This is a genomic window from Pseudofrankia coriaricola (assembly GCF_001854805.1).
Classification (GTDB): Bacteria; Actinomycetota; Actinomycetes; order Frankiales; family Frankiaceae; genus Pseudofrankia.
In genome coordinates, this window is record NZ_MBLO01000207.1 from 19,493 (window position 1) to 40,657 (window position 21,165).

The following is a 21,165-nucleotide window of genomic DNA, read 5'->3' on the forward strand; positions in this document are numbered from 1 at the left end:
CGGCCGTCAGGCGCCGGCGGAAGGGCTCACCGGTCGAGGATCTCGGCGTCGACGATCTCCTCGTCGGCGCCGCGGCGGATGGGACCGGTCGGGGGGGTCACCGGCGTGGAGTCGGTGGGGTAGAGCTCGCCGTCGAGGATGTCGGCCATGGCGGGACCGCGCGCGGCGCGGTGGCGGCCGGTGCCGGTCCGCGGCGCGGCCGGCTGCGCCGGGCCCCCTGCGCCCGCTGGGCCCCCCAGGCCCCCCGGACCCGCTGGGCGCGCAGCCTCGCCCGGCGGCGACGTCGTCGGACGCGGCGGCGCGGTGCGCGCCCCCGAGGCGCCGGTGGCCGCCCCGGGTGCCGCGCGCGGCGGAGGAGGAGCGGTGGGCGTGGGCGGAGCTGGGGCTGTGGGCGGCGACGGTGCGACCGGTGCGACCGGTGCGGGCGGTGCGGGCGGTGGGGCCGCGTCGCCCGGTCGGGCCGGCGGCTGCTCCGCGTCGTCGGGCGGCGCTTCGGCGCCGGCCCTGGCGAGGTCGGTGACCGCGCGCTCCATGTCGTCCGAGGCGACCAGGCCGCGCAGCCGCAGCATCGCGCCGAGCAGCTCGCCCTGCTGGCGGCGCAGGGCCTCCAGCGACGTGGCCGCGCGGGCGATCTCCGCCTCGAGGTCCTCGTGGCGCTCCCTGGCGAGCCGGCGCGCCTCGGCGACGGCGTCGGCGAGCAGCTTGCCAGCCTGTTCGCGCGCCTCCAGGGTGATCGGGTGGTGCGCCCCGGCGTCGCTGACCACCTCGTAGAGGGTCTGCTCGGCGACCAGCCGGGCCCCGGCGACGATCTCGTCGGCCATCTGCTGGGCGATCGTGAGTATCCGTCCGATCCGCTCGCCCAGCCGGGCCGCGGCGTCCAGGTCGTCGGCCGCGCGCCGGTCCCGCTCGTGGCGCAGCGCGGCCTCCGCCGCGGCCACCCTCGCCGTCAGGTCGCTGGAGTACCGCCACAGCGCGTGCATGTACCCGTCGACCTGCTCGGAGTCATAGCCCCGGGCGACGACGTCGAAGGCGGGCCGAGGCGCGTCGGCCCCGTCGTCGGGCGGGTCGCGGTGGTGCGGCGCCATATACCAGCCCCCTTACGTCTGCACCACGTCAAGGTCTACACCGAGTAGTGCGTCTACCAGCATCCGGGTAAGCACCGGCGTGTCCGTGTCGTCCCCGCCCGGCGAGGCGGGGCCCGCGAGGGCACGGTCCGTCCAGCCGTCGACGGCGGCCAGCGCGGCAGGCGTATCCAGGTCGGTGCCGAGCGCGCCGCGCACCTCGGCGAGCAGGGCGGTGGCGCCCGGTACGGCGGGCAGGGCCGCCGCGGCCCGCCAGCGGGCCAGCCGCGCCTCGGCGGCGGCGAGCTCGGCCGGGGTCCATTCCCAGTCCTCGCGGTGGGAGTGGGCGAGAAGGGCGAGCCGGATCGCCGCCGGGTCGACGCCACGGCCGCGCAGCCGCGAGACGAACTCGAGGTTCCCGCGCGACTTCGACATCTTGTGCCCGTCGAGGCAGACCATGCCCGAATGGACGTACCGCTGGGCGAAGGGGTTGCGTCCGGTCGCCACCTCGGCGTGCGCGGAGGAGCACTCGTGGTGGGGGAAGACCAGGTCCGCGCCGCCGCCCTGCAGGTCGATCACGTCGCCCAGGTAGTGGCGGGCGATCGCCGAGCACTCGATGTGCCAGCCCGGCCGCCCCGGGCCGAACGGCGACGGCCAGCTCGGCTCGCCCGGCCGCTCGGCCCGCCACAGCAGCGGGTCGAGCGGGTCCTTCTTGCCGCGCCGGTCCGGGTCGCCGCCGCGCTCGGCGGACAGCGCGCGCATCGCCACGGCGTCCAGGCCGCTGACGTAGCCGAACCGGGGTGCCGCGGCGACCGAGAAGTACACGTCGCCGTCGAGGGAGTAGGTCGCGCCCGCGGCGGTGAGCTCGGCGACCATGTCCACGATCAGCGGCACCGCCTCGACCACGCCGATGTAGTGCCGCGGCGGCAGGATCCGCAGCGCCGTCATGTCGGCACGGAACAGGTCGGTCTCGCGGCGGGCGACGTCGACCCAGTCGACGCCGTCGCGGGCGGCCCGCTCCAGCAGCGGGTCGTCGACGTCGGTGACGTTCTGTACGTACCGGACCTGGTAGCCGGCGTCGCGCAGCACCCGGTTCACCAGGTCGTAGGTGAGGTAGGTGAAGGCGTGGCCCAGATGGGTCGCGTCATACGGCGTGATCCCGCAGACGTACATGGTCACCGCCGGCGCCTCGGCGCCTGCCCCGGCCTCACCGGGCAGGGCGGGGCCGACCGGCTCCAGCCGGCCGGTGGACGTGTCGACGAGCCGTGGCTGCTGGCCCCGTCCGGGCAGCGTGGGAACGGGACAGGCCGGCCAGCTGTGCATGTCAGCCAGCGTAGCCGGGCCCGGGACGCGCCTCGGGTGACTCCGGGCAAGCGCGATCAACGACTCGAACCGCCCGGATGTCGGCCCCGGTCGGTAGCGTGAGCACGCCCGGGCGCGCCGGCCCGGCTGGCTGACGAGGGAGGCACCCGGTGTCGACGGTGCTGCTGGTGCGCCATGGGCTCACCGCGCTGACCGGGAAGCTGCTGCTGGGCTGGACGCCCGGCGTCGGCCTGGACGAGCGGGGGCGGGCACAGGCGCGAGCGGTGGCGGCGCGGCTGGCGGGGGTGCCGCTGGACGCGGTCGTGAGCAGCCCGCTGGACCGCTGCGCCGAGACCGCGGCGCACATCGCGGCCACCCGGCCCGAGGGCGTGCCGCCTCTGGAGGTCCAGCTCGACGACCGGCTCGGCGAGTGCCACTACGGCGACTGGACCGGCCAGGAGCTCGCCACCCTGGTCAAGGACCCGCTGTGGAAGGTCGTGCAGGCGCACCCGAGCGCGGTGACGTTCCCCGGGCCGGAGGGGGAGGCGCTGCGCGACACCCAGGCCAGGGGGGTCGCGGCGGTGCGGGACTGGAACACCCGGCTCGGCAAGGACGCGACCTGGGTCGCGTGCTCGCACGGTGACGTGATCCGCGCGATCGTCGCCGACGCGCTCGGCATGCACCTGGACATGTACCACCGGATCACCGTCGACCCGTGCTCGGTGACGGTGATCCGCTACGAGGAGCGCCGGCCGTTCGCGCTGCGCCTCAACGACCTCGGCGGCGCCGTCGACGACCTTCTCCCCAGGCCGAAGGAGCAGGGGCAGCAGCAGGCCGGAGGCGCGAACGGCCAGGTGGCCGGCTCCCGTCCGGCCCAGGCCGACCCGGCCGACGACGACGCGGCGAGCGACTCGATCGTCGGTGGCGGCGCCGGCGTCGTGCCGCAGGTCTGACGCGCGGCGGGCACGGGCAGCCCTCGCCGCGTCGACGGCCCAGGGGCAGCCCCCTCGGCGGCCGGTGGGGAGCGGCGCTGGTCGGCGCGCGGCCCTCCCAGGCTCGGGCGGTCGACGGAACGGGCCTGGAGGGATTCGGGCCCGGCCACACGAGCCCGGCCACACGAGCACATCGGGACGGATGGTGAGGTGGTCCTGGTCACAGGTGACGGGGTCGGGACGGCGGGGCGGGAGACTAGGACGGTGGACGCGGCAGCGGGCGGCCCTGGGCCCGTGACGGGGCGGCGGGACGACGACGAGACCGCCGGCGCCGGAGCCGGTGGAGCCCGGGCGGGCGGTGCCAGGGCGGGCGGTGCCCGGGCGGATGCCGCGGCGGCGGGCGCCGTCGCGGCGAGCGGCGCGGGCGTGCCCGCCGCGCGGGGCGAGCCCGCCGTACCGGCCCGGCTGGAGCCGAGCGACGCCGGGGGGCTTTCCGCGGAGGCGGCGCTCGAGCTGCTGCGCACCGGGGAGATCGCCGTCGAGGGGCGCCTCGTCGAGGCGAGCAACGCCACCCTGTTCTGCGCGGTAAGCGCCGGCGGCGCCCGGGCCCACTGCGTGTACAAGCCGGTGCGTGGCGAGCGGCCGCTGTGGGATTTCCCGGACGGGACGCTGGCCGCCCGCGAGTACGCGGCCTACGAGCTGTCCGAGCAGCTTGGCGACGGGCTGGTCCCGCCGACCGTGCTGCGTGACGGCCCGTTCGGCGTCGGGATGGCGCAGCTGTGGATCGACGTCGACGAGACCGTCGACGTGGTCGACCTGGTGCGCGCGGGTGACAGACGGCTGCGCCGCGTGGCCCTGTTCGACGCCGTCATCAACAACGCCGACCGCAAGGGCCCTCACCTGCTGCCCGCGCCGTCCGGCCGGGTCTACGCGATCGACCACGGCGTGACGTTCCACGGCGACGACAAGCTGCGCACCGTGCTGTGGAACTGGCGCGGCCAGCGGTTCGACGCCGCCGAGTGCGCCCTGCTCGACGGCCTGGGCGCCGCGCTCGACGGCGCGTTCGGTGAGAAGCTCGACGACCTGCTCACCCAGTCTGAGATCGCGGCCCTCGCGGCCCGCGTCGACCGGCTGCGCAGCCGCGGCCGTTTCCCGCAGCCTTCCGACGACTGGCCCGCCATCCCCTGGCCACCGTTCTGACCCCACCGCGCCTAGGGCCCGTGCGCACGGCCCGGCCCACCGCGGGGCGCGGCTGCCGGCGCGCCGAAAGATCCCGGCATGCACGGGCGCCGGGGCGCCCTGCTAGGGAAGCAGTGGCCTAGGGAGCGGTGGCCTGGGGCGCGGTCGCCGTGAGGGCGCGCAGGAAGTCGAGGGTGACGTCGTGCAGGCTCGCGACGCGCAGGAGACGGGCCGAGAGCTCGGCGATGTCCTCCGGCGCGGGCCGGTGCCCGCCGACGGGCGCCGGCGCCGGCTCCATACCGGCGGGCAGCCTTGCCTGGGCCGCGGCCCTGGCCGCCCCGGTGGCCAGGGCGGCCTCGGTCGTGGCCGCCACCTCGGCGAGGCTCGGCAGGCCCGGCACCGAGGGGACGAGGACAGTGCGGCAGCCGGCGCGCAGACCGGCCAGGGCGCCGGTCGTCGAGTCCTCGAGCACGACGCAGCGGGCCGGGTCGACGGCGAGGGCCGCCGCGGCGACCAGGTAGGGGTCGGGGAACGGCTTGCGCCGCGCCACCTCGTCGCCCGCGACGGTGATGGTGAACAGGTCGCGGCCGAGGGTGTCGAGAACCGGGTCCATCAGCGAGCGGAACGACGACGACACCAGCGCGGTGGGTATGTCGGCGGCGCGCAGCGCCGCCAGCAGCTCCGGCGCGCCCGGCCGCCGCATCACCAGACCGGGGGTCCTGAAGAGCTCGACGGCGCGGTCCACCAGGAAGCGCGCGGCCTGCGCAGGGTCCCCGTCGACGCCCAGCATCGACAGCATGAGCGGCACGGCGGTGTCGACGCCGTGCCCGAGCATCGCGTGCTTCATCTCCGGGGTGAACGGGCGGCCGTAGCTCGCCGCCAGCTCCTCCTCGGCGATCGTCCACAGGTGCTCGGTGTCGACCAGCAGCCCGTCCATGTCCAGCAGGACGGCGGCCGGCGGCGCGTCTCCCGCGGAGCCGGGAAGGGCGGCGGCAAGGGGGCCGGGGAGCTCGGGGAGGCCCATGGCAGCGCCGGTCACAGGGCGGGGACGAGGTCGGTTCGCACGCCGGAAGCCTACCGGCGGCTCGACGCCGGACCCGATGCCCGGTCGGGAGGCCGACGCTGCCGGCGCCCCCGGGAAACCGGGCAAATCGGCGCGCGCAGCCGGACAAATCGGGCTTCCCGGCGGGCGTGCCGGGGACGAGCCGGTCGAAGCCGCCAGTCGGTGCGGCGCTTACCCAGCCGGCACGGCAGACTTGACCGGGCGCGCTCCGGAGTCCAGCCCGCCCGGTCGGTCGAACCGGCCGAGTGGCCAGGTACACCGATGCGGGGCGATATGGGGCGCTCGACGGGCGGTGTCACCGAGAGGACGTACGGTGGCACCGTAACGGCAGCCGCCGGCGGGCGGCGGGAGGTGGTAGGTGATCGAGTTCTCCGGTGTCGGACAGCTCCGGTCGCCGGTTGTCGTCGCCGCCTTTGAGGGGTGGAACGACGCGGCCGACGCGAGCTCCGCGGCGGTGGAGCACCTGGAGACGGTGTTCGGTGCCAGGGTCATCGGCGCCATCGACCCGGACGACTACTACGACTTCCAGGTCAACCGGCCGACTGTCAGCGGCGTCGACGGCGAGGCTCGCAAGATCTCCTGGCCGACCACCCGGCTGTCGGTCGCCCGCCCGCCGAAGTCCGACACGGACCTGGTGCTCATCCGCGGGCTCGAGCCGAACATGCGCTGGCGCGGCTTCACCGAGGAGCTGATCGAGGCGGTGCACGCCCTGGGCAGCGACATGGTCGTCACGCTGGGCGCCCTGCTCGCCGACTCGCCGCACACCCGGCCGGTGCCGATCAGCGGCACCGCCGGCGACCCGGCGACCGCGGCCCGCCTCGGCCTGGAGTCGTCCCGCTACGAGGGGCCGACCGGCATCGTCGGGGTCTTCTCCGACGCCTGCGCGCGGGCGGAGCTCGCGAGCGTGTCGTTCTGGGCCGCCGTGCCGCACTACGTGGCGAACCCGCCGTGCCCGAAGGCCACACTCGCGCTGCTTCGCCGCGTCGAGGACCTGCTCGACCTGGAGATCCCGCTCGCCGACCTGCCGGAGCGGGCACGCGCCTGGGAGCGCCAGGTCGACGAGCTGGCCGCCGGGGACACCGAGGTCGCCGAGTACGTCCGCTCCCTGGAGTCCCGCGAGCCGGAGACGGCGCTGCCGGAGGCCTCCGGCGACGCCATCGCCCGCGAGTTCGAGCGTTACCTGCGCCGCCGGGGCCAGTGACGCCGGGTAGTGGGTGACACCCAAGTAGTGGGTGACGCGACGTCGTGGCGCCGGACGCGGCGGCACCCGATGCCGGGCCGTGCGGGGTCGTTCACGATCACCCTCGGCGACGGTGTGATGATATTGGGGTGAGGCCGGGGGAGTCACCGTACTGGGACTTCTTCGTCACCTACGCGGCCGGCGACGTGATCTGGGCGGAATGGATCGCCTGGCAGCTCGAGGACGCCGGCTACCGCGTGTTGCTCGAGGCCTGGGACGGGGTCCCAGGGACCTACCAGGCCGCCGTGGCGGACCAGGGCATCGCACACGCGGCCCGGGTCATCGCGCTCGTCTCGCCCGCCTACCTGCGGCCCGGCCCGCACCACCAGGCCCGGAGCGCCGCGCTCTCACGGGACCAGGACAGTCCGGCGAGTACGCTGCTACCGATCCAGGTCGAGCCCTGCGACCCCGTCGGGCTGCTCCGCGAGATCCGCCCCATCAGGCTGTTCGGCTATGACGACGACACGACGCGGGCGCGCCTGCTGGGTCTGACGGCCGCCGCCGTATCGGGCCGTGCGAAGCCGTCCGTGGCGCCGCGGCTGCCGGGCGCAGATCCGCCGGCCGGGCACCGCGCGGCCGCGCCGCCCACCCTCCCCGCGGCGCGCGGCCCGGAGCCCGGCCCCGTGGCGGACAGGCTCGGCTCGATCTGCGCCGACCTGGCCGTGGACTTGCGACGGCAGGCGCGGGAGGAGGGGCGGCGTCGGGGCGACAACGCACTGCGACCGGCGACCGTCCGGTGGCAGCCGGCCGACGAGGCGATCTTCGAGGGCTGGCCGCTCCTGGTCAGGCGGGCTCTCGACCGCGCGTCCGGGGTGCGGGCACCGACGCCGGACACCTGGGCCACCGGGCCGGGCCAGCTCGCCCGCGGGCCGGATCTGCACGCCACCCTGCGCCAGGTGCCCACCCGCCGGCTGGTCGTACTCGGCGCCGCCGGCTCCGGAAAGTCGACGCTGCTTTACCAGCTGCGGGCGGACCTGCTGGACTCGCTCGACGCCGGCCGGGGCGACGCGGTGCCCGTGCTGATCCACATCTCGTCGTGGACGCCTCGGCCCGGCGAGCCTACCTTCCGGTCCTGGCTGGTGGAGATGATCGGCGGGTTCCCGGCACTGCGCCGCCTCGGCCGCGCCGCCGCCCGCGAGACCGCCGGTGACCTGCTCGACGAGCATCGCCTCCTGCTGCTGCTCGACGGGCTCGACGAGATCTCGCCGCGGTATCGCGGCCCGGCGATCGACGAGATCAGCAGGCAGCTCGACCAAGGCCAGGAGTTCGTCCTGACCTGCGGCACCCGGGAGTACCGGGACGCGGTGAGCCCCGGGGAGGGAGCCGAGACGAGCCTGGCCGGCTCGGCGGGCATCGAACTGTGCCCGCTGGACCTGGGCGTCGTCGAGAACTACTTGCGCGACGTGCGCCCGGGCCAGCGGACGTTGGACAGCTGGGAGCCTGTCCTGCGCACGCTGGCCGGCGCGCCGTCGCACCCGGTGGCGCTCGCGCTGACGAACCCGCTCGCGCTCGCCCTCGCCATCCAGGTGTATATGCGCCCAGCCGGCACGGGACGCCGCGACGACCCCGCCGAGCTGCTCACCCGGGGCTTCGCCGACCCGGGCAGCGTGCGTCGGCATCTCCTCGGCGCGCTGATCGCGGCCGAGTACCCGGCGGGCCGGCGTGGCTGGACCCGGGAGCGGGCTCAGCGCTGGTTCAGCTTCCTCGCGCACCATCTGGAAAGCGAGGGCGGCGGCCCGGACCTCGCCTGGTGGCGGCTCGCCGCGCACGTGCCCGGCCCGATGCGCCACCGGCTGCTGCTCGCGGCGGGCACGGCGGTGTGGGTCCCGCTCGCGGTGGCCGCGCTGGCGACGGGGGCGGCCGGCTCGGCGGCCCGGCGCCTGTTCGACACGTCGCCGCCCTGGCAGGGCGTCGGCCTCGTGCTGGCCGTGTCCCTGTGCTGGTGCGTCGGGATCTGCTGGCTCGTCTTCTGCGCCCCTCCGCACGGCGGCGGGCTGCGGCACTGGGGACGGCGCGCACCCGCATCCCGGGTCTGCTGGTCGCGGGTGCCCCGCGCGCGGGACGGCACGCGGCGGCGCACTAGGGCGCTGCCGACGGGCCTGCTCACGTTCGCCGTCACCACGTCGGCCCTCTCGGCGGTGGTCGACGCCGGCCCGGCGCGCCTCAGCACCCCCCTGATCCTCGCCTTCTGGTTCGCCACGGGGCCGGCGGCGGCGGTGGCCGTGGCGCTGCTGTCGCGGTTCACCACGGACGAGATGGCCGCCGGGGCGCCGGCCGGCCCCGCGCAGGCCAGGTCTGGCGACCGGCGGCGGTTCGTGCTTCTCGCCGTCCTGCTCGGCGGCGCGGCGGGCCTCTGCCTGCTCGCCGCGGTCGGCCTGCTGTTCGCCCTGCCAGCGCGGGTGACGCCGCGGCTCGCCGTCGGGGCCGGGCTCGTCGTCGGCCTCGGGTATGGCGTGCCCTACGGGCTGGCCCGTGCCGCGACGCTCACGACTTGGCCGGCGTACACCGTCACGCGGCTGTGGCTGGCCTGGCGGGGCGATCTGCCCTGGCGCCTGGGCGCTTTCCTCGACGACGCCCATGACCGGCGGCAGATCCTGCGCCGGGTCGGCGCCGTCCATCAGTTCCGGCACATCGAGCTGCAGCGGCAGCTCGGCGGCAATGTCCCCGACCCGCTGGCGGCCCGGCTGGCCGAGCAGACCGCGACGCACGTGCGCGCCCTCGCTGTGGCCGGCCCCGTGATCCCCCTGCGGTGGCAGGCCGCCGCGCCCGAGCTCGCGCCGCCGTGGCCGCTGCTGCGGGACGTCGCCGGCGGCTGGCCCGGCGGATCGCCGGAGGCATGGGCGGAGGGACCGGACGGGCTCGCCGGCACTGGCACTCGGCTCGCCCCGTCGTTCGCGCGCATCCCGACCCACCGGCTGGTCGTCCTCGGTCCGGAAGGCTCAGGGCGGACCACATTGCTCGCCGCGCTGGCCCGCGACCTGCTCGCGGCCAGGCTGCCCACCGGCCCGGTGCCCGTGCTGCTGTCCCCGCGCTCGTGGGATCCCGAGCGCGACGACCTGGCGACCTGGCTCGAGTACGAGATCGGCTGTCGGCACACCTGGCTCGGCTGGCGCACTGCGGCGGTGAGCCGGGCTGGGGCGCTGCTGGCGCGGCGCAAGGTGCTCCCCCTGCTCGACGGCCTGGAGGAGATCCCGGCCGAGCGGCGGGCCCGGGCGTTGGACCGGATCGGCGACTGGCTCGCGGATGGCCTGCCGCTGGTGCTGAGCTGCGCCCCGGAGGCCTGGCGGGATCTCGTCGAGGCTCCGCCGGCCCCGCGTTCCCACGCGCGGCCAGCCGGCGCCCAGGCCAGGTGGGGGCTCGCCCGGCGCCGGCTGCCGGTCGACGCGCCTACGCCGATCGGCCGGGCGATGGCCCGCAGCCCGCAGCCGGCGGACGATCCGGCCGGCCGCGGCGCGGGCGCGTCGGAGGCCGGCGAACCGGCCTGGCCGAGCCGGCTCGCGCGGCTGGCGGCCGCGGTCGTCGAGATCCGCCCCGTCGGCCTGGCGGGCGCCGCGGCGTACCTGGCCGCCAGCACACCAGGGCCCGATGGCGTGTCCTGGGACCCGCTGCTGCACCGGGCGGCCGCGGACCCGGCAGGGCCGGTCGCCGGTGCGCTCACGTCACCGCTCGTGCTGAGCCTGCTGGCCGATGGCTATGGCAAGCGGCGGGTGGCCACGGGAACGGCCGGGCGGGCACCTGCCGAGCTGACAGACGCGAGCCGATTCCCCACGGCGGGCTCGGTCCAGGAACATCTGGCGGTGCTCCGGCTGCGGCGGGCGCTCGCCCCCGATGACGCCACCGCACCGGCGGTTCGCGCCGCCGCGGTCCGTCTTCGGGCGCTGGCGCACCTGGCCCTGTGCCTCGACGGTCAGCCGCTCGCCAGTGCCCAGCGTTCCACCGGCGGTCGAGAACGCGACCGGTCGCAGGCTTTGGCCGAGTTCGGCTGGTGGGACACCCAGACCTTGCTTGCGGTTCCCGCCGTTGTGACGGCCCTGGGGGTGCTGAGCGGTGTCCTGACGCTCGGCATCATGATCGAGATGGCGGGGCTCGCGGTCGGGCTGGTGTCCGCCGTCGGGATCGGGCTGCTAGGCGTCGTCGTGACGCGGCTGATGCTGGCACGGACCGGGATGGGCGCCGGGCCGGTGCCGGCGATTCGGGACTATGCGCGGCCCGCGGGGCGGGACCGGACGGCGTCCGGGCCGGTGAGCCGGTGGCGGCCGGCCGGGCCCCGCGCGGTGCTGCGCCGCTGCCGCTGGACGGTGCCCGCCGCCGTGGTCATCACGGCTGTGAGCTGTGGCGTCTCCCGCCCGGTCTGCCGAGCGGGCGGGATGACGCCGCTGACCTGGCCCTGGGGGCCCGCCTCGACGCCGGCCACAGCCGCCGCCGTGACCGCGGCGGCGCTGAGCTGCGCTCTCATGATGACCGCGTGGGGGCGGTACCAGCTCTCCCGCTGGTGGCTGAGCCGTCAGCTGGGAACACCGGCCGACCTGATCGGTGTCCTAGAGGACGCCGCTGAACGCGGTGTCATCCGGCAGGTGGGTGACCGGTGGATGTTCGCGCATCCCTGCATGCGCCGAGCCCTGGCAGCAGCCGCCACCGTCCGGGCCGACGGTCGTGACCCGCCGGCCTAGGCAGTGGAGATGGCGCGCAGGACGTTCATGCGGGCGGCGCGCAGGGCGGGGAAGACCGCGGCGGCGACGCCGAGGACACCGCCGAGGATGAGCACCACGACGATCGTGGCGGTCGGGTAGGCGAAGCTCGTGATGCCCTGGCTCTTCAGCGCCGTCACCAGCGCCCAGCCGAGGAAGCTGCCGACGCCTACCCCGAGCGCCGCGCCGAACAGCGCGATCACCACCGACTCCAGGACGATCACGACCCACATCTGCCCGCGGCGCAGGCCGACCGCGCGCAGCAGGCCGATCTCCCTCGTCCGTTCGATGACGGACAGGGCGAGCGTGTTGACGATGCCGAACAGCGCGATGAGGACGGCGAGCGCGAGCAGGACGTAGACGAGCCCGAGGATCTGGTCGACCTGCTTGGACTGCTCGGCGATGAACTCGGACTGGTCGTAGACGTTCACGCTCGGCACCGCCTTCGCCGCGGCGTCGATCGCGGACCGGACCGTGGCCGGGTCCGCGTTTGGCCCCCGTTTGACCAGGACGAGGAAGTTCTCGTCGGCCGCGGCGTGCTTGACCCATGCGGGCTGGGTGAGCAGCGCGTTGGGCGCGATGCCGCCGCCGGCGAACGTGGCCGCGAGCGTCAGCGTCTCCTGGCCGTTGCTGAAGGTGATCTTCACGGGTGAGCCGACGCGGGCACCGATCTTGGTCGCCGTAGTCTCGTCGATGGCGACCTGGCCCTCGCGCAGGTGGATGTCCCCGGACGTCACCTTCAGCTTCAGCAGATCGCTGATCGCCGCCGGGTCGCCCGCCCAGAAACTGTCGGACGTGCCCCGGTCCGCTATGGCCGCGAAACCACCGCTGATCGCGGCGACCGTGACCCCAGGCTGTTTCGCGACCGTCTGGCCAAGCCGCGGGCTGAACGACGTGGCGAACCCGGGGCTGAACATCAGGTAGTCGGCCCCGACGCTGTTCGTCACCGTGTCCTTCACCGACACCTTGATCGACTGACCGAAGATGGCGAACGCGCTGACCAGCGCGAGGCCGATCATCAGCGCGGACGCGGTCGACGCGGTCCGCCGCGGGTTGCGCATCGCGTTCTGCAGCCCGATCCGCCCGACCACGCCGAACAGCGCCGGCAGGGCCGCCCCGATGACCCGGGTGACCGGCCGGGCCAGCACCGGCGACAGCGCCGTCACCCCCAAGAAGATCATCACCGCGCCGACGCCGACCAGCGGGGTTCCCGACGAACCTGGCCGCGACAGCCCGACGACGACGGCCCCGGCGCCGAGCAGGGCGCCGGTGACACCGGCGAGCGCCCGCATCCGCAGCGACCGGGCGGCGATCGTGTACGAGTCGCGAAGGGCGGCGATCGGCGGCACGGTCGCGGCCTTGTGGGCGGGCACGACGGCGGCGGCCGACGTGACCAGCACCCCCACCAGGTACGACACGACGGCGGTGCGGGGCCGGAAGACCATGGCGCCGGTCGGCAGCTCCACGCCGAAGGCGCCCAGCGCCGACTGGAGCAGCGCCGCGAGCGCGACCCCGCACACCAGGCCGGCCGTCGCCCCGAAGAAGCCGATCAGCGCGGCCTCCACCTGCACCGAGACCTGAACCTGGCGGCGGCTCGCGCCGATCGCCCGCATCAGCGCCAGTTCCCGGACGCGCTGGGCGACCAGCATCGTGAACGTGTTGAAGATGATGAACGCGCCGACGAACACCGAGATCCCGGCGAAGATCAGCAGGGCGGTAGACAGGAAGGCCAGCCCGTCGCGCACGGCGGTGGCGTTCTCGTCGGCGAGCTGGTGACCGGTGATCGCCTCGACGTCGGGGGGCAGCGGCGCCGCGGCGACCTGTCTCGCCAGCTCCTCCTGCGAGACGTCGTTCGAGGCCAGGTAGACCGCGGAGAACTGGTCGGGCTTCAGCATCAGCCGCTGGGCGTCGGCCAGGGTGAAGGCGGTGACGGGGGTGCCGGCGAGGCCGTCCTGCCCGTTCATCCGGAACGTGCCGACGAGGGTGAACGCCGGGCGTTCCTCGACATCCATCGCGATCTTCTGGTTGAGCTGGAACCCGTACCGGTCCGCGGTGGCCTTGTCGACCACGACCTCGCCGTCGGCGTTCGGGGCCCGGCCGGTGGCGATCTCCTGCACCGACGTGGGCTGGCCGCCGGTCCAGTTGATCGCGATCGCCGGGGTGGTCGGCTGGGCGATGGACTTGTCGGTCGCCGGGTCGAGCGGCGCCACCTTGCCCCTAACCTGGCCGACGACCGCCACCTTGGGGAACTTCGCCCGCAGCCCGTCGACGAGCGACGCCGGCAGCGGGGATCGGCCGTCGTCGCTGGTCGGGTCGACCTTGTTGACCGCGCGGACGTCGACGCTGACGTTCTTGGTGATCCCGGCGAACAGCGACGTGAACGTCGCGTTCAGCGTGTCGGTGAGCACCAGCGTGCCGGAGACGAAGCTGACGCCGGCGACGACGGCGAGCGCCGAGAGGAGCAGGCGCAGCTTGCGGGCGAGCAGGCTGCGCAGGGTTGCGCGCAGCATCCTCAGGTCCACCGGCCGGTCTCGTAGCCGCCTGTCTCGTAGCGGCCGTCGTAACGGTCCACCTCGTAGGCCTCACGGCCGTCCTGGTCGCCTCGGGCGTCATCCGGCCGGTAGCCGGAGCGGGGCGCCGGGCGCGGCTGGTAGCCGCCTTCTGGAGCGCCGTAGCCGTTGGGGACGCCGTACGACTCGGTGTCGTCGGGCGGGTAGCCGCCCCGTGGGTAGTGGCCGTTCGGCTCCTCGCCGTAGCCGGCGTGGCTGTAGCCGTCGGCCGGCGCGTACCCACTGGCCGGGGGACCGTAGCCGTCGGGGTAGGGGCCGGGCTCCCCGTAGGGGTCGATCTGGACGGGGCCGTCGTCCCCGCCGTAGCCGCGGCGCGGGCCCGGCGGACCCGGCTCGCGAGGGGCACCGGTGTCGCGGCGGTACGGGGCGCGCCAGGGTGGCTGCTGCTCGCCCGCGGGCGGCCCGGGCGCCGGGTAGCCGGTGGTGTCCTCGCCGGCCGGGTAGCCGCCGACCGGCTCCGCGGGCGGATAGCCGCCGCTCGGCTCGCCGGCCGGGTATCCGCTCGGCTCGGCGGGCGGGTAGCCGCCCGTGGCCCGCCGCGGCGGCGGGTAGCCCTCGGCGCCGTGCCTGGCCAGCGGGAACTCGTCGGTCTCCTCGACCACCGGATACCCATCGGCACCGCGGGCCGGCGGCGGCCCGCCCCGCCCGGCGCCGAGGTCGGGCCGGGCCGGGCCGCGGCCGTCGCGCGCGGGCCCGGTGCCGCGCCGGTAGCCGGGATCCGCGTACCCACCGGCCCCGGCCCCGGCCCCGGCACCTGCTCCGGTGCCGCGCCGACCCGTGGCGGGACCGGGGCCGGTGGGTACGCGGGCGGCGTTCGCGCCCGTCGCCGACCGTCGCCCCTCGCCCGGGGGCGGCATCGTGGGCCGGCGCCGCGTCGGCGGGCGCTCGCCGTCGTCCCAGCCCGCGCGGCCGCCGTCGTCTCGCCCGCCGCCGGTGTCGCGGCGGGCGGGCGCGCCGTCGCGGCCGGCCGCGCGCGGCGCGGTGGTGCCCCGGCGGGACGGGCGGCCGCGGCCCGGCTGGTCCAGGTTCTTCATCCGGTCGAGCACCGCGTCCGCGGTCGGCTCGAGCATCGTGTCCACGATCCGGCCGTCCGCGAGGAAGATCACTTCGTCGGCGTAGGAGGCGGCCTTCGGGTCGTGGGTGACCATCACCACGGTCTGGCCGAGCTCGCGCACCGAGTCCCGCAGGAACGACAGGACCTCGGCGCCGGAGGCGCTGTCCAGGTTGCCGGTCGGCTCGTCGCCGAAGATGATGTCCGGCCGGGTGATCAGTGCCCGGGCGCAGGCGACCCGCTGCTGCTGGCCGCCGGACAACTCGGTCGGCTTGTGGTTCAGCCGCGGGGCCAGGCCCACCGCGTCGACGACCAGCTGCATCCACTTCTTGTCCGCCCGACGCCCGGCGATGTCGAGGGGCAGCGTGATGTTCTCCGCCGCGGTCAGCGTCGGCAGCAGGTTGAACTGCTGGAAGATGAAGCCGATCCGGTCGCGGCGCAGCTGGGTGAGCTGCCGGTCCGACAGGCGCGAGAGCTCCACGTCGCCGATGAACACCCGGCCGCCGCTGACCGTGTCGAGGCCGGCCAGGCAGTGCATCAGCGTCGACTTGCCCGAACCGGACGGCCCCATGATCGCCGTGAACCGGCCGCGGGGGAAGTCCAGGTCGATGCCGCGCAGCGCGGACACCTCGGTGTCCCCGGAGCCATAGACCTTCGTCAGCCGCTCCGCCCGGGCGGCCAGGCGCGGCCCACCCGAACGGCCCGCCGCGGTGTCGGCGGCCCGTCCGCGCACTGGGCTCATCGGTCTTCCTTTCGCGCGCCCTGGAGTTCGGTGGCCATCGCTGCCCGCGCCGGCCGGCCTCGCCCGGCGAGGCCGCCGGCCGGGTCGTCATGCCGCTGGGCGGACAGGCCAGGCTCGCGGACGGCCACCAGCCCGGCCGCCGGGCGGGGAGCGCCGCCGCGCCGCCAGGGTGTCGGACGCCTGGCTCGCCCGTTTGGTTGACCGCTCGTTGTCGGGCCGATGGCAGTCCCGCCGGCCCCCGCGCCGGTGGGACGCGGTTCGCCCACCCCCGGCCGCCGACCAGCCGCCGTCATCGGCCCAGCCCCGGCCGGGCCGGCCACGGCGGGGGCGGCTCGGCCGGCCCGAGGCGATCGATCGCAGACGCGCCGCACCTACGCATCGTGCCTGATTCCCTCGGATCCGCGGCGCCCGCCCGGTCTGGCGGCGGTATGGGACTCGTTCCGTACCCGCCAGCCGCTACCCCTCCGCCTCGCAGACGGCGGGGGCGGTGTCGTCGGCCAACGGCGCCTCGGGCAGCGGCGGTGGCGTGCCGCCGAACGCCGGGCAGCGGGACTGGTGGTCGCACCAGCCGCACAGCTTGCTCGGCGTCGCCCGCCAGTCGCCGGTGCGGTGCGCCCGCGAGATCGCCGCCCACAGCGCCTGCACCCGCCGCTCGGTCGCCAGCAGGTCGTCGACGTCCGGGACGACCCGCAGCCACGTCCGGTCTCCCAGGTAGTACAGCCGCAGCTCCCTCGGCACCACCCCGCGGGTCCGCCACAGCAGCAGCGCGTAGAAGCGCATCTGGAACAGCGCCGTGTTCTCGAACGCCGGGCCGGGGGAGCGCCCGGTCTTGTAGTCGACGACCCGCAGCGCGGGGCCGTCCGCTGTCCGCGCCTCGTCGAGCCGGTCGACGTAGCCGCGCAGCCGCAGCCCCGAGTCCAGGACGTGCTCCACGTAGAGTTCCCGGGCGGCCGGCGCGAGCCGGCGCGGGTCCTCGAGCGCGAAGTAGCCGGCGAGCAGGTCGCGCGCGGACGACAGCCACCCGGCGAGCTCGTCCTCGTCCGCGAACATCGCCGCGAGCTCCGGCTCGCGGGCCCGCAGGTCCGCCCACGCCGCCGGCAGCAGCTCCTCGGCGGCCGCCGGGGTGCGCCCGGCCGCCGGCAGGTCGAACAGCCGCTCCAGGACCGTGTGCACCATCGTCCCCCGCGTCGCCGCGAGGCTCGGCGGCTCGGGCAGCCGGTCGACGACGCGGAAGCGGTACTTCAGCGGGCAGCTGACGAAGTCCGCCGCCCGCGACGGCGACAGCGACCCGACGATCTGGGGCCGCTGCTCCGGCACGGCCGCGGCGTCGCCACGGCCTCCGGCGACTGGGGCGTCACCTGGCGGCACGGCGCCGGGGAGCCCCGCCGTGCTGGTGGCCGGGGAGCCGTCCGCGGCGAGAACCGTCCCGGCCGTCGCCAGGCCGGCGGTCCGCGGATCGCCCGTGGCGGGATCGCCCGTCACGGGATCGGCCGTCGGGTCAGCGGCGGTGCTCATGGCCGCCACCCTAGGGCGCACCTGTGACATGCCGTCCGCCGAGGTCCTCCCAGCCAGCGGGCACCGCCCCTTGGGCCGGGACGCGCCCGTGCGGCGGCAGCCTCGGCCACCTCACCGGCTCCCGGCGAGACCGGGCGAGCCGGCCGGCGGCGTTCCCCGGGCCGTCTCCGCCCGGGCGGAGACGGCCCGGGCGGAGACGGAAACGCCCGCGAACGTGGTCCGCGAAACCTCCCGGGCACCGGCCGGACGACGGCGGGGCTGTCCGGGAACGGGTGCCGGCAGGCGCCCCCGGTTGAGATTCGGATAAGAAACCGGGCGCTAAAGGAAAAGGACGGAGGCCGATCGGGTGGATCGCCGGGGAGGCGGCCGTAGCATCGGTGACATGGCCGACCAGCCCGATCCAACGGGCCCGAACGCGCAGGCTTCCAGCACCCCGCCCGCGCAGCGCCCGCCGGGGTTCCGGATCGGGCGGGTCCGCGGCGTCCCAATCTACGTCTCGCCGCTGGCGGTCGTCTTCGCGGTCCTCGTCGCCACGGTCTACGCCGACACGCAGCGCTCCCGGCTCGTCGGCCCCAGCGACTCGCTCGTCCTGCTGCTGGCCACCATCACCGCGGTCGGCTTCCTCGCCTCCATCCTGCTGCACGAGATCGGCCACGCGCTGGTCGCCGAGCGGTTCGAGCTGCGGGTGCGCTCGGTCACCGTGCACGGCTTCGCCGGCTTCACCCAGCACGAGAAGGAGCCGCAGTCGGCCGGGCGGCAGTTCCTGCTCTCCTTCTCGGGGCCGTTCGTCAACGGCCTGCTCGCCGGGCTGTGTTATCTCGGCCTGCTGGGGGTCCCGTCGCACAGCTCGATCGGCGTGGTGCTGTTCGACCTGGGCCTCACGAACCTGCTGCTGTTCGGGTTCAACCTCCTGCCCGGCCTGCCGCTCGACGGCGGCGGCGTGGTTGTCGCCGCGGTCTGGAGGATCACCCACAGCCGGCTGCGCGGCCTGCGCGGCGGCGCCTACGGCGGCTTCGTCGTCGCCGCAGCCGTCGCCGTGTTCACGCTGCGCTACCCGTCCAGCGGCTTCTACACCCTCTACATGCTCGCGCTCGCCGGCTTCATCGGCTTCGGCGCCTACCAGTCGCTGCGCGCCGCCGACCTGCGCGAGAAGCTCCCCGACCTGCGCGCCGGCCGGCTGATCCGCAAGACGCTGCCGGTCGACGGGTCGGTGCCGCTCGCCGAGGCGCTGCGCCACGCCCAGCAGGCCGGCGCCACCGCCATCGCCGTCGTCGACGACACCGGCAGCCCCTCCATGATCATGAACGGGGCGTCGGTGGACGCGATGCCCGAGCACCGCCGCCCCTGGGTCGGCATCTCCGAGGTCAGCAGGACCATCGAGCCGAACATGATCCTCGACGCGGACCTCGCCGGCGAGGAGCTGCTCAACCACATCCAGCGCCACCCCGCGTCGGAGTACCTCGTCACCCAGAACGGCCGGCCCGTCGGCGTGCTCGTCATGGTCGACCTGGTCGCGCGCCTGGACCGGAACGCGGCCCAGCGAATGGTGGGGCGGGCGCCGGGGCGCCCGCCTGTCGGGCGATAGGCGCCCTCTCCACCTGGTTCCGTGCCCTGCCATGCGGCGGGCGCGGTGCGGCGGCGGCAGCCGGTAATCTGCCGGGACGTCCTGGGCCGAATGGTCGTGGGCGCGCAGATGCCGCCACAACAGGCAGGAAGGGAACATCCACCCCGTGAGCGAGACCAACGGCGCCGTCGCCGGCGCGAACGACCACGGCGAGGCGGGCGGGCCGGCCGGGGACGCCTTCGCCGCCACCTCCCGCCCGACGGGTGAGGCGGCGCATCGGCGCGGGCCGTTCGCGAAGGGCGACCGGGTCCAGCTCACCGACCCCAAGGGCCGCAAGCACACCGTCGTGCTCGAACCGGGCAAACAGTTCCACACCCACCGCGGCGCGCTCGAGCATGACGCGCTCATCGGCGCGCCCGAGGGGATTGTCGTCACCAGCACCGGCAACACGCCGTACCTGGCGCTGCGGCCGCTACTGAGTGACTTCGTGCTCGCGATGCCCCGCGGCGCCGCCGTCGTCTACCCCAAGGACGCGGCGATGATCGTCGGATACGCGGACGTCTTCCCCGGCGCGCGGGTACTCGAGGCCGGTGTCGGCTCGGGCGCGCTGTCCTGCTCGCTGCTGCGCGCCGTGGGCGACGGCGGCCTGCTCGTCTCCTACGAGCGCCGCGCCGACTTCGCCGCGATCGCCCAGCGCAACATCGAGGCGTTCTTCGGCGCACCGCACCCGGCCCACCGGCTACACGTCGGCGACCTGGCCGACGCGGGCGAGACCGACATGGACCGCGTCGTGCTCGACATGCTCGCGCCCTGGGAGGTGCTGCCCGCCGCGGCGCGGGCGCTGGTGCCCGGCGGGGTGCTGTGCGCCTACGTCGCGACCGCGACCCAGCTCTCGCGGACCGTCGAGGCGCTGCGCGAGCACGGCTCGTTCGCCGAACCCGCCGCGTTCGAGACCATGCTGCGCGACTGGCACCTGGACGGGCTCGCGGTACGTCCCGAGCACCGGATGATCGGCCACACCGGCTTCCTCATCACCGCCCGCCGGCTCGCCGACGGTGTCACCGCCCCGCCGCGCCGCCGCCGCCCCGCCAAGGGCGCCCTAGCCGAGCCCGACGCACCCACCCCCGCCGCCCCCTCCGAGCCCCAGGACACCGCGGACATCACGCCCGCAGACGACTGACACAGGGAACTAACCCGGGACCTCGGAGGACAGAGACGGGGTCGGCGCAGAAGGCTGTGTCTCTGGTTCGCTCCGTGCGGACACGGCCCTCCGGCAGCCCGCTCGCCTGGCGGCTCGCGGGCTACCTCCGGGCCGTGTCCTCCTCCGCGAACGTGCGCTGCGGCGACCTCCGCTGCGGCCCCCCTACGTCGCTTCGCTCGTAGGAGGGCCTCCGCGGAGGCGCGCCTCCGCGCCAGCTCGGTCGCCTGCCGCTGTGACGTCACCAAGCCAAGACCGACCCCCGAACCGTAGCCAGATCTTCGCGGGAGCCACGTCGCTTCGCTCGTGGAACGTCTGGATCGGTGCTGGTCGCGTTCCGTGCCGATCAGGCGCGAAGGCCGTCCACGAGCGAAGCGACGTGCCCCCACCGAGACAGCAGCTTCGGGCTCGCGACCTACAGCGGGACGCAACCGGGCTGGGCGCGGAGGCGCGCCTCGCGGAGGCTCTCCTACGAGCGAAGCGACGTAGGGGGGCCGCAGCGAGGTCGCCGGAGCGCCCGTGAGCGCAGGAGGACGGCGCGCGGAGGCCCCTTGGGAGCGAAGCGAGTAAGGGGCCGGAGCGCGCCGCCCGGACGGAGCGAACCAGAGATACAGCCCCAGCTGGCGAGGCGCGGACCCGGCGGGCAGAGTGAGGACCCATGCGGCACGGGAGGCGGGCGTCAGGAACCCGGGCCGGCTTCCAGGGTGCCGTCGGGCCGCTCCACGTAGATGCAGTCGCCGGGGCATTCATCGGCCGCGTCGACCACCGCGTCCACGAGTGGGAGCGGAATCACCACCCGGGCGCCCGGTTGGGTCAGCAGCTCGCCTTCGGTGCTCTTGACGTACGCGAGGCCGTCGATGTCGTGCTCGAACACGGAAGGTGCCCGGGTGACGCACAGGCCGTCACCGGTGCACGCCCCCTGGTCGATCCGCACCCGAAGCCCGGCCGAGACACCCGAGTTCGAAGGAGTTGCCACGCGGCTCCGATCGTCTGTCACCATGGCACCGTAACCCGCTGTTTACGACAAAGCCCGGCCGTCCTTGCGGACCTTGCCTGTCAG

The 21,165-nt window shown here is 75.4% G+C and carries 13 protein-coding genes; 6 read left to right on the forward strand and 7 right to left on the reverse strand.

Annotated elements, in window-relative coordinates:
- Window positions 1-26: 26 nt before the first annotated feature.
- Both BCD48_RS22705 and mshC read right to left on the reverse strand, forming a co-directional pair.
- Window positions 27-1,085 (reverse strand): hypothetical protein, encoded by a 1,059-nt coding sequence (locus BCD48_RS22705; protein WP_071050411.1) that lies wholly within the window; start codon window positions 1,083-1,085, stop codon window positions 27-29.
- Window positions 1,086-1,097: 12 nt separating this feature from the next.
- The gene (gene mshC / locus BCD48_RS22710; protein WP_071050412.1) at window positions 1,098-2,384 is read right to left on the reverse strand and encodes a cysteine--1-D-myo-inosityl 2-amino-2-deoxy-alpha-D-glucopyranoside ligase; all 1,287 of its coding nucleotides are present in this window, start codon (window positions 2,382-2,384) and stop codon (window positions 1,098-1,100) included.
- Between the two features lie 149 nt (window positions 2,385-2,533).
- On the opposite strand from mshC, the gene BCD48_RS22715 reads away from it, so the two are divergent.
- Together BCD48_RS22715 and BCD48_RS22720 are read left to right on the forward strand one after the other, a co-directional pair.
- Window positions 2,534-3,316: an MSMEG_4193 family putative phosphomutase gene (locus tag BCD48_RS22715; protein WP_071050413.1), complete on the forward strand. Its 783-nt coding sequence runs from the start codon at window positions 2,534-2,536 to the stop codon at window positions 3,314-3,316.
- 405 nt (window positions 3,317-3,721) lie between these two features.
- The gene (locus BCD48_RS22720; protein ID WP_083419056.1) at window positions 3,722-4,495 is read left to right on the forward strand and encodes an SCO1664 family protein; all 774 of its coding nucleotides are present in this window, start codon (window positions 3,722-3,724) and stop codon (window positions 4,493-4,495) included.
- Between the two features lie 118 nt (window positions 4,496-4,613).
- Here the strand turns inward: BCD48_RS22720 and BCD48_RS22725 are convergent, their stop codons facing one another.
- Window positions 4,614-5,498 carry an HAD-IA family hydrolase gene (locus BCD48_RS22725; RefSeq protein ID WP_083419047.1) on the reverse strand — a complete coding sequence of 295 codons (885 nt, stop codon included), beginning with the start codon at window positions 5,496-5,498 and terminating at the stop codon, window positions 4,614-4,616.
- A gap of 397 nt (window positions 5,499-5,895) precedes the next feature.
- Between BCD48_RS22725 and BCD48_RS22730 the strand changes: the two genes are divergently transcribed.
- Window positions 5,896-6,738, forward strand: coding sequence for a PAC2 family protein (locus BCD48_RS22730; RefSeq protein WP_071050414.1), 843 nt, complete (start codon window positions 5,896-5,898; stop codon window positions 6,736-6,738).
- Between the two features lie 128 nt (window positions 6,739-6,866).
- Window positions 6,867-11,447, forward strand: coding sequence for a TIR domain-containing protein (locus tag BCD48_RS22735; RefSeq protein ID WP_071050415.1), 4,581 nt, complete (start codon window positions 6,867-6,869; stop codon window positions 11,445-11,447).
- Here the strand turns inward: BCD48_RS22735 and BCD48_RS22740 are convergent.
- The 3 genes from BCD48_RS22740 to BCD48_RS22750 form a co-directional block, all read right to left on the reverse strand.
- Complete coding sequence (locus BCD48_RS22740; RefSeq protein WP_071050416.1) at window positions 11,444-13,975, reverse strand: ABC transporter permease; 2,532 nt, start codon at window positions 13,973-13,975, stop codon at window positions 11,444-11,446. The genes BCD48_RS22735 and BCD48_RS22740 overlap by 4 nt on opposite strands.
- 2 nt (window positions 13,976-13,977) lie before the next feature.
- On the reverse strand, window positions 13,978-15,828 hold the full coding sequence (locus BCD48_RS56795) for an ABC transporter ATP-binding protein (RefSeq protein WP_491677165.1): 1,851 nt from the start codon (window positions 15,826-15,828) through the stop codon (window positions 13,978-13,980).
- A 456-nt stretch (window positions 15,829-16,284) separates the two neighbouring features.
- The gene (locus tag BCD48_RS22750; RefSeq protein ID WP_241841923.1) at window positions 16,285-17,343 is read right to left on the reverse strand and encodes a RecB family exonuclease; all 1,059 of its coding nucleotides are present in this window, start codon (window positions 17,341-17,343) and stop codon (window positions 16,285-16,287) included.
- A gap of 382 nt (window positions 17,344-17,725) precedes the next feature.
- On the opposite strand from BCD48_RS22750, the gene BCD48_RS22755 reads away from it, so the two are divergent.
- Window positions 17,726-18,928: a site-2 protease family protein gene (locus BCD48_RS22755; protein ID WP_071050417.1), complete on the forward strand. Its 1,203-nt coding sequence runs from the start codon at window positions 17,726-17,728 to the stop codon at window positions 18,926-18,928.
- Window positions 18,929-19,073: 145 nt separating this feature from the next.
- On the forward strand, window positions 19,074-20,087 hold the full coding sequence (locus tag BCD48_RS22760; RefSeq protein ID WP_083419050.1) for a tRNA (adenine-N1)-methyltransferase: 1,014 nt from the start codon (window positions 19,074-19,076) through the stop codon (window positions 20,085-20,087).
- 697 nt (window positions 20,088-20,784) lie between these two features.
- On the opposite strand, the gene BCD48_RS22765 is transcribed toward BCD48_RS22760, so the two are convergent.
- A complete protein-coding gene (locus tag BCD48_RS22765; protein WP_071050418.1) occupies window positions 20,785-21,105 on the reverse strand; it encodes a ferredoxin in 321 nt (106 codons plus the stop codon).
- Between the last annotated feature and the right edge of the window lie 60 nt (window positions 21,106-21,165).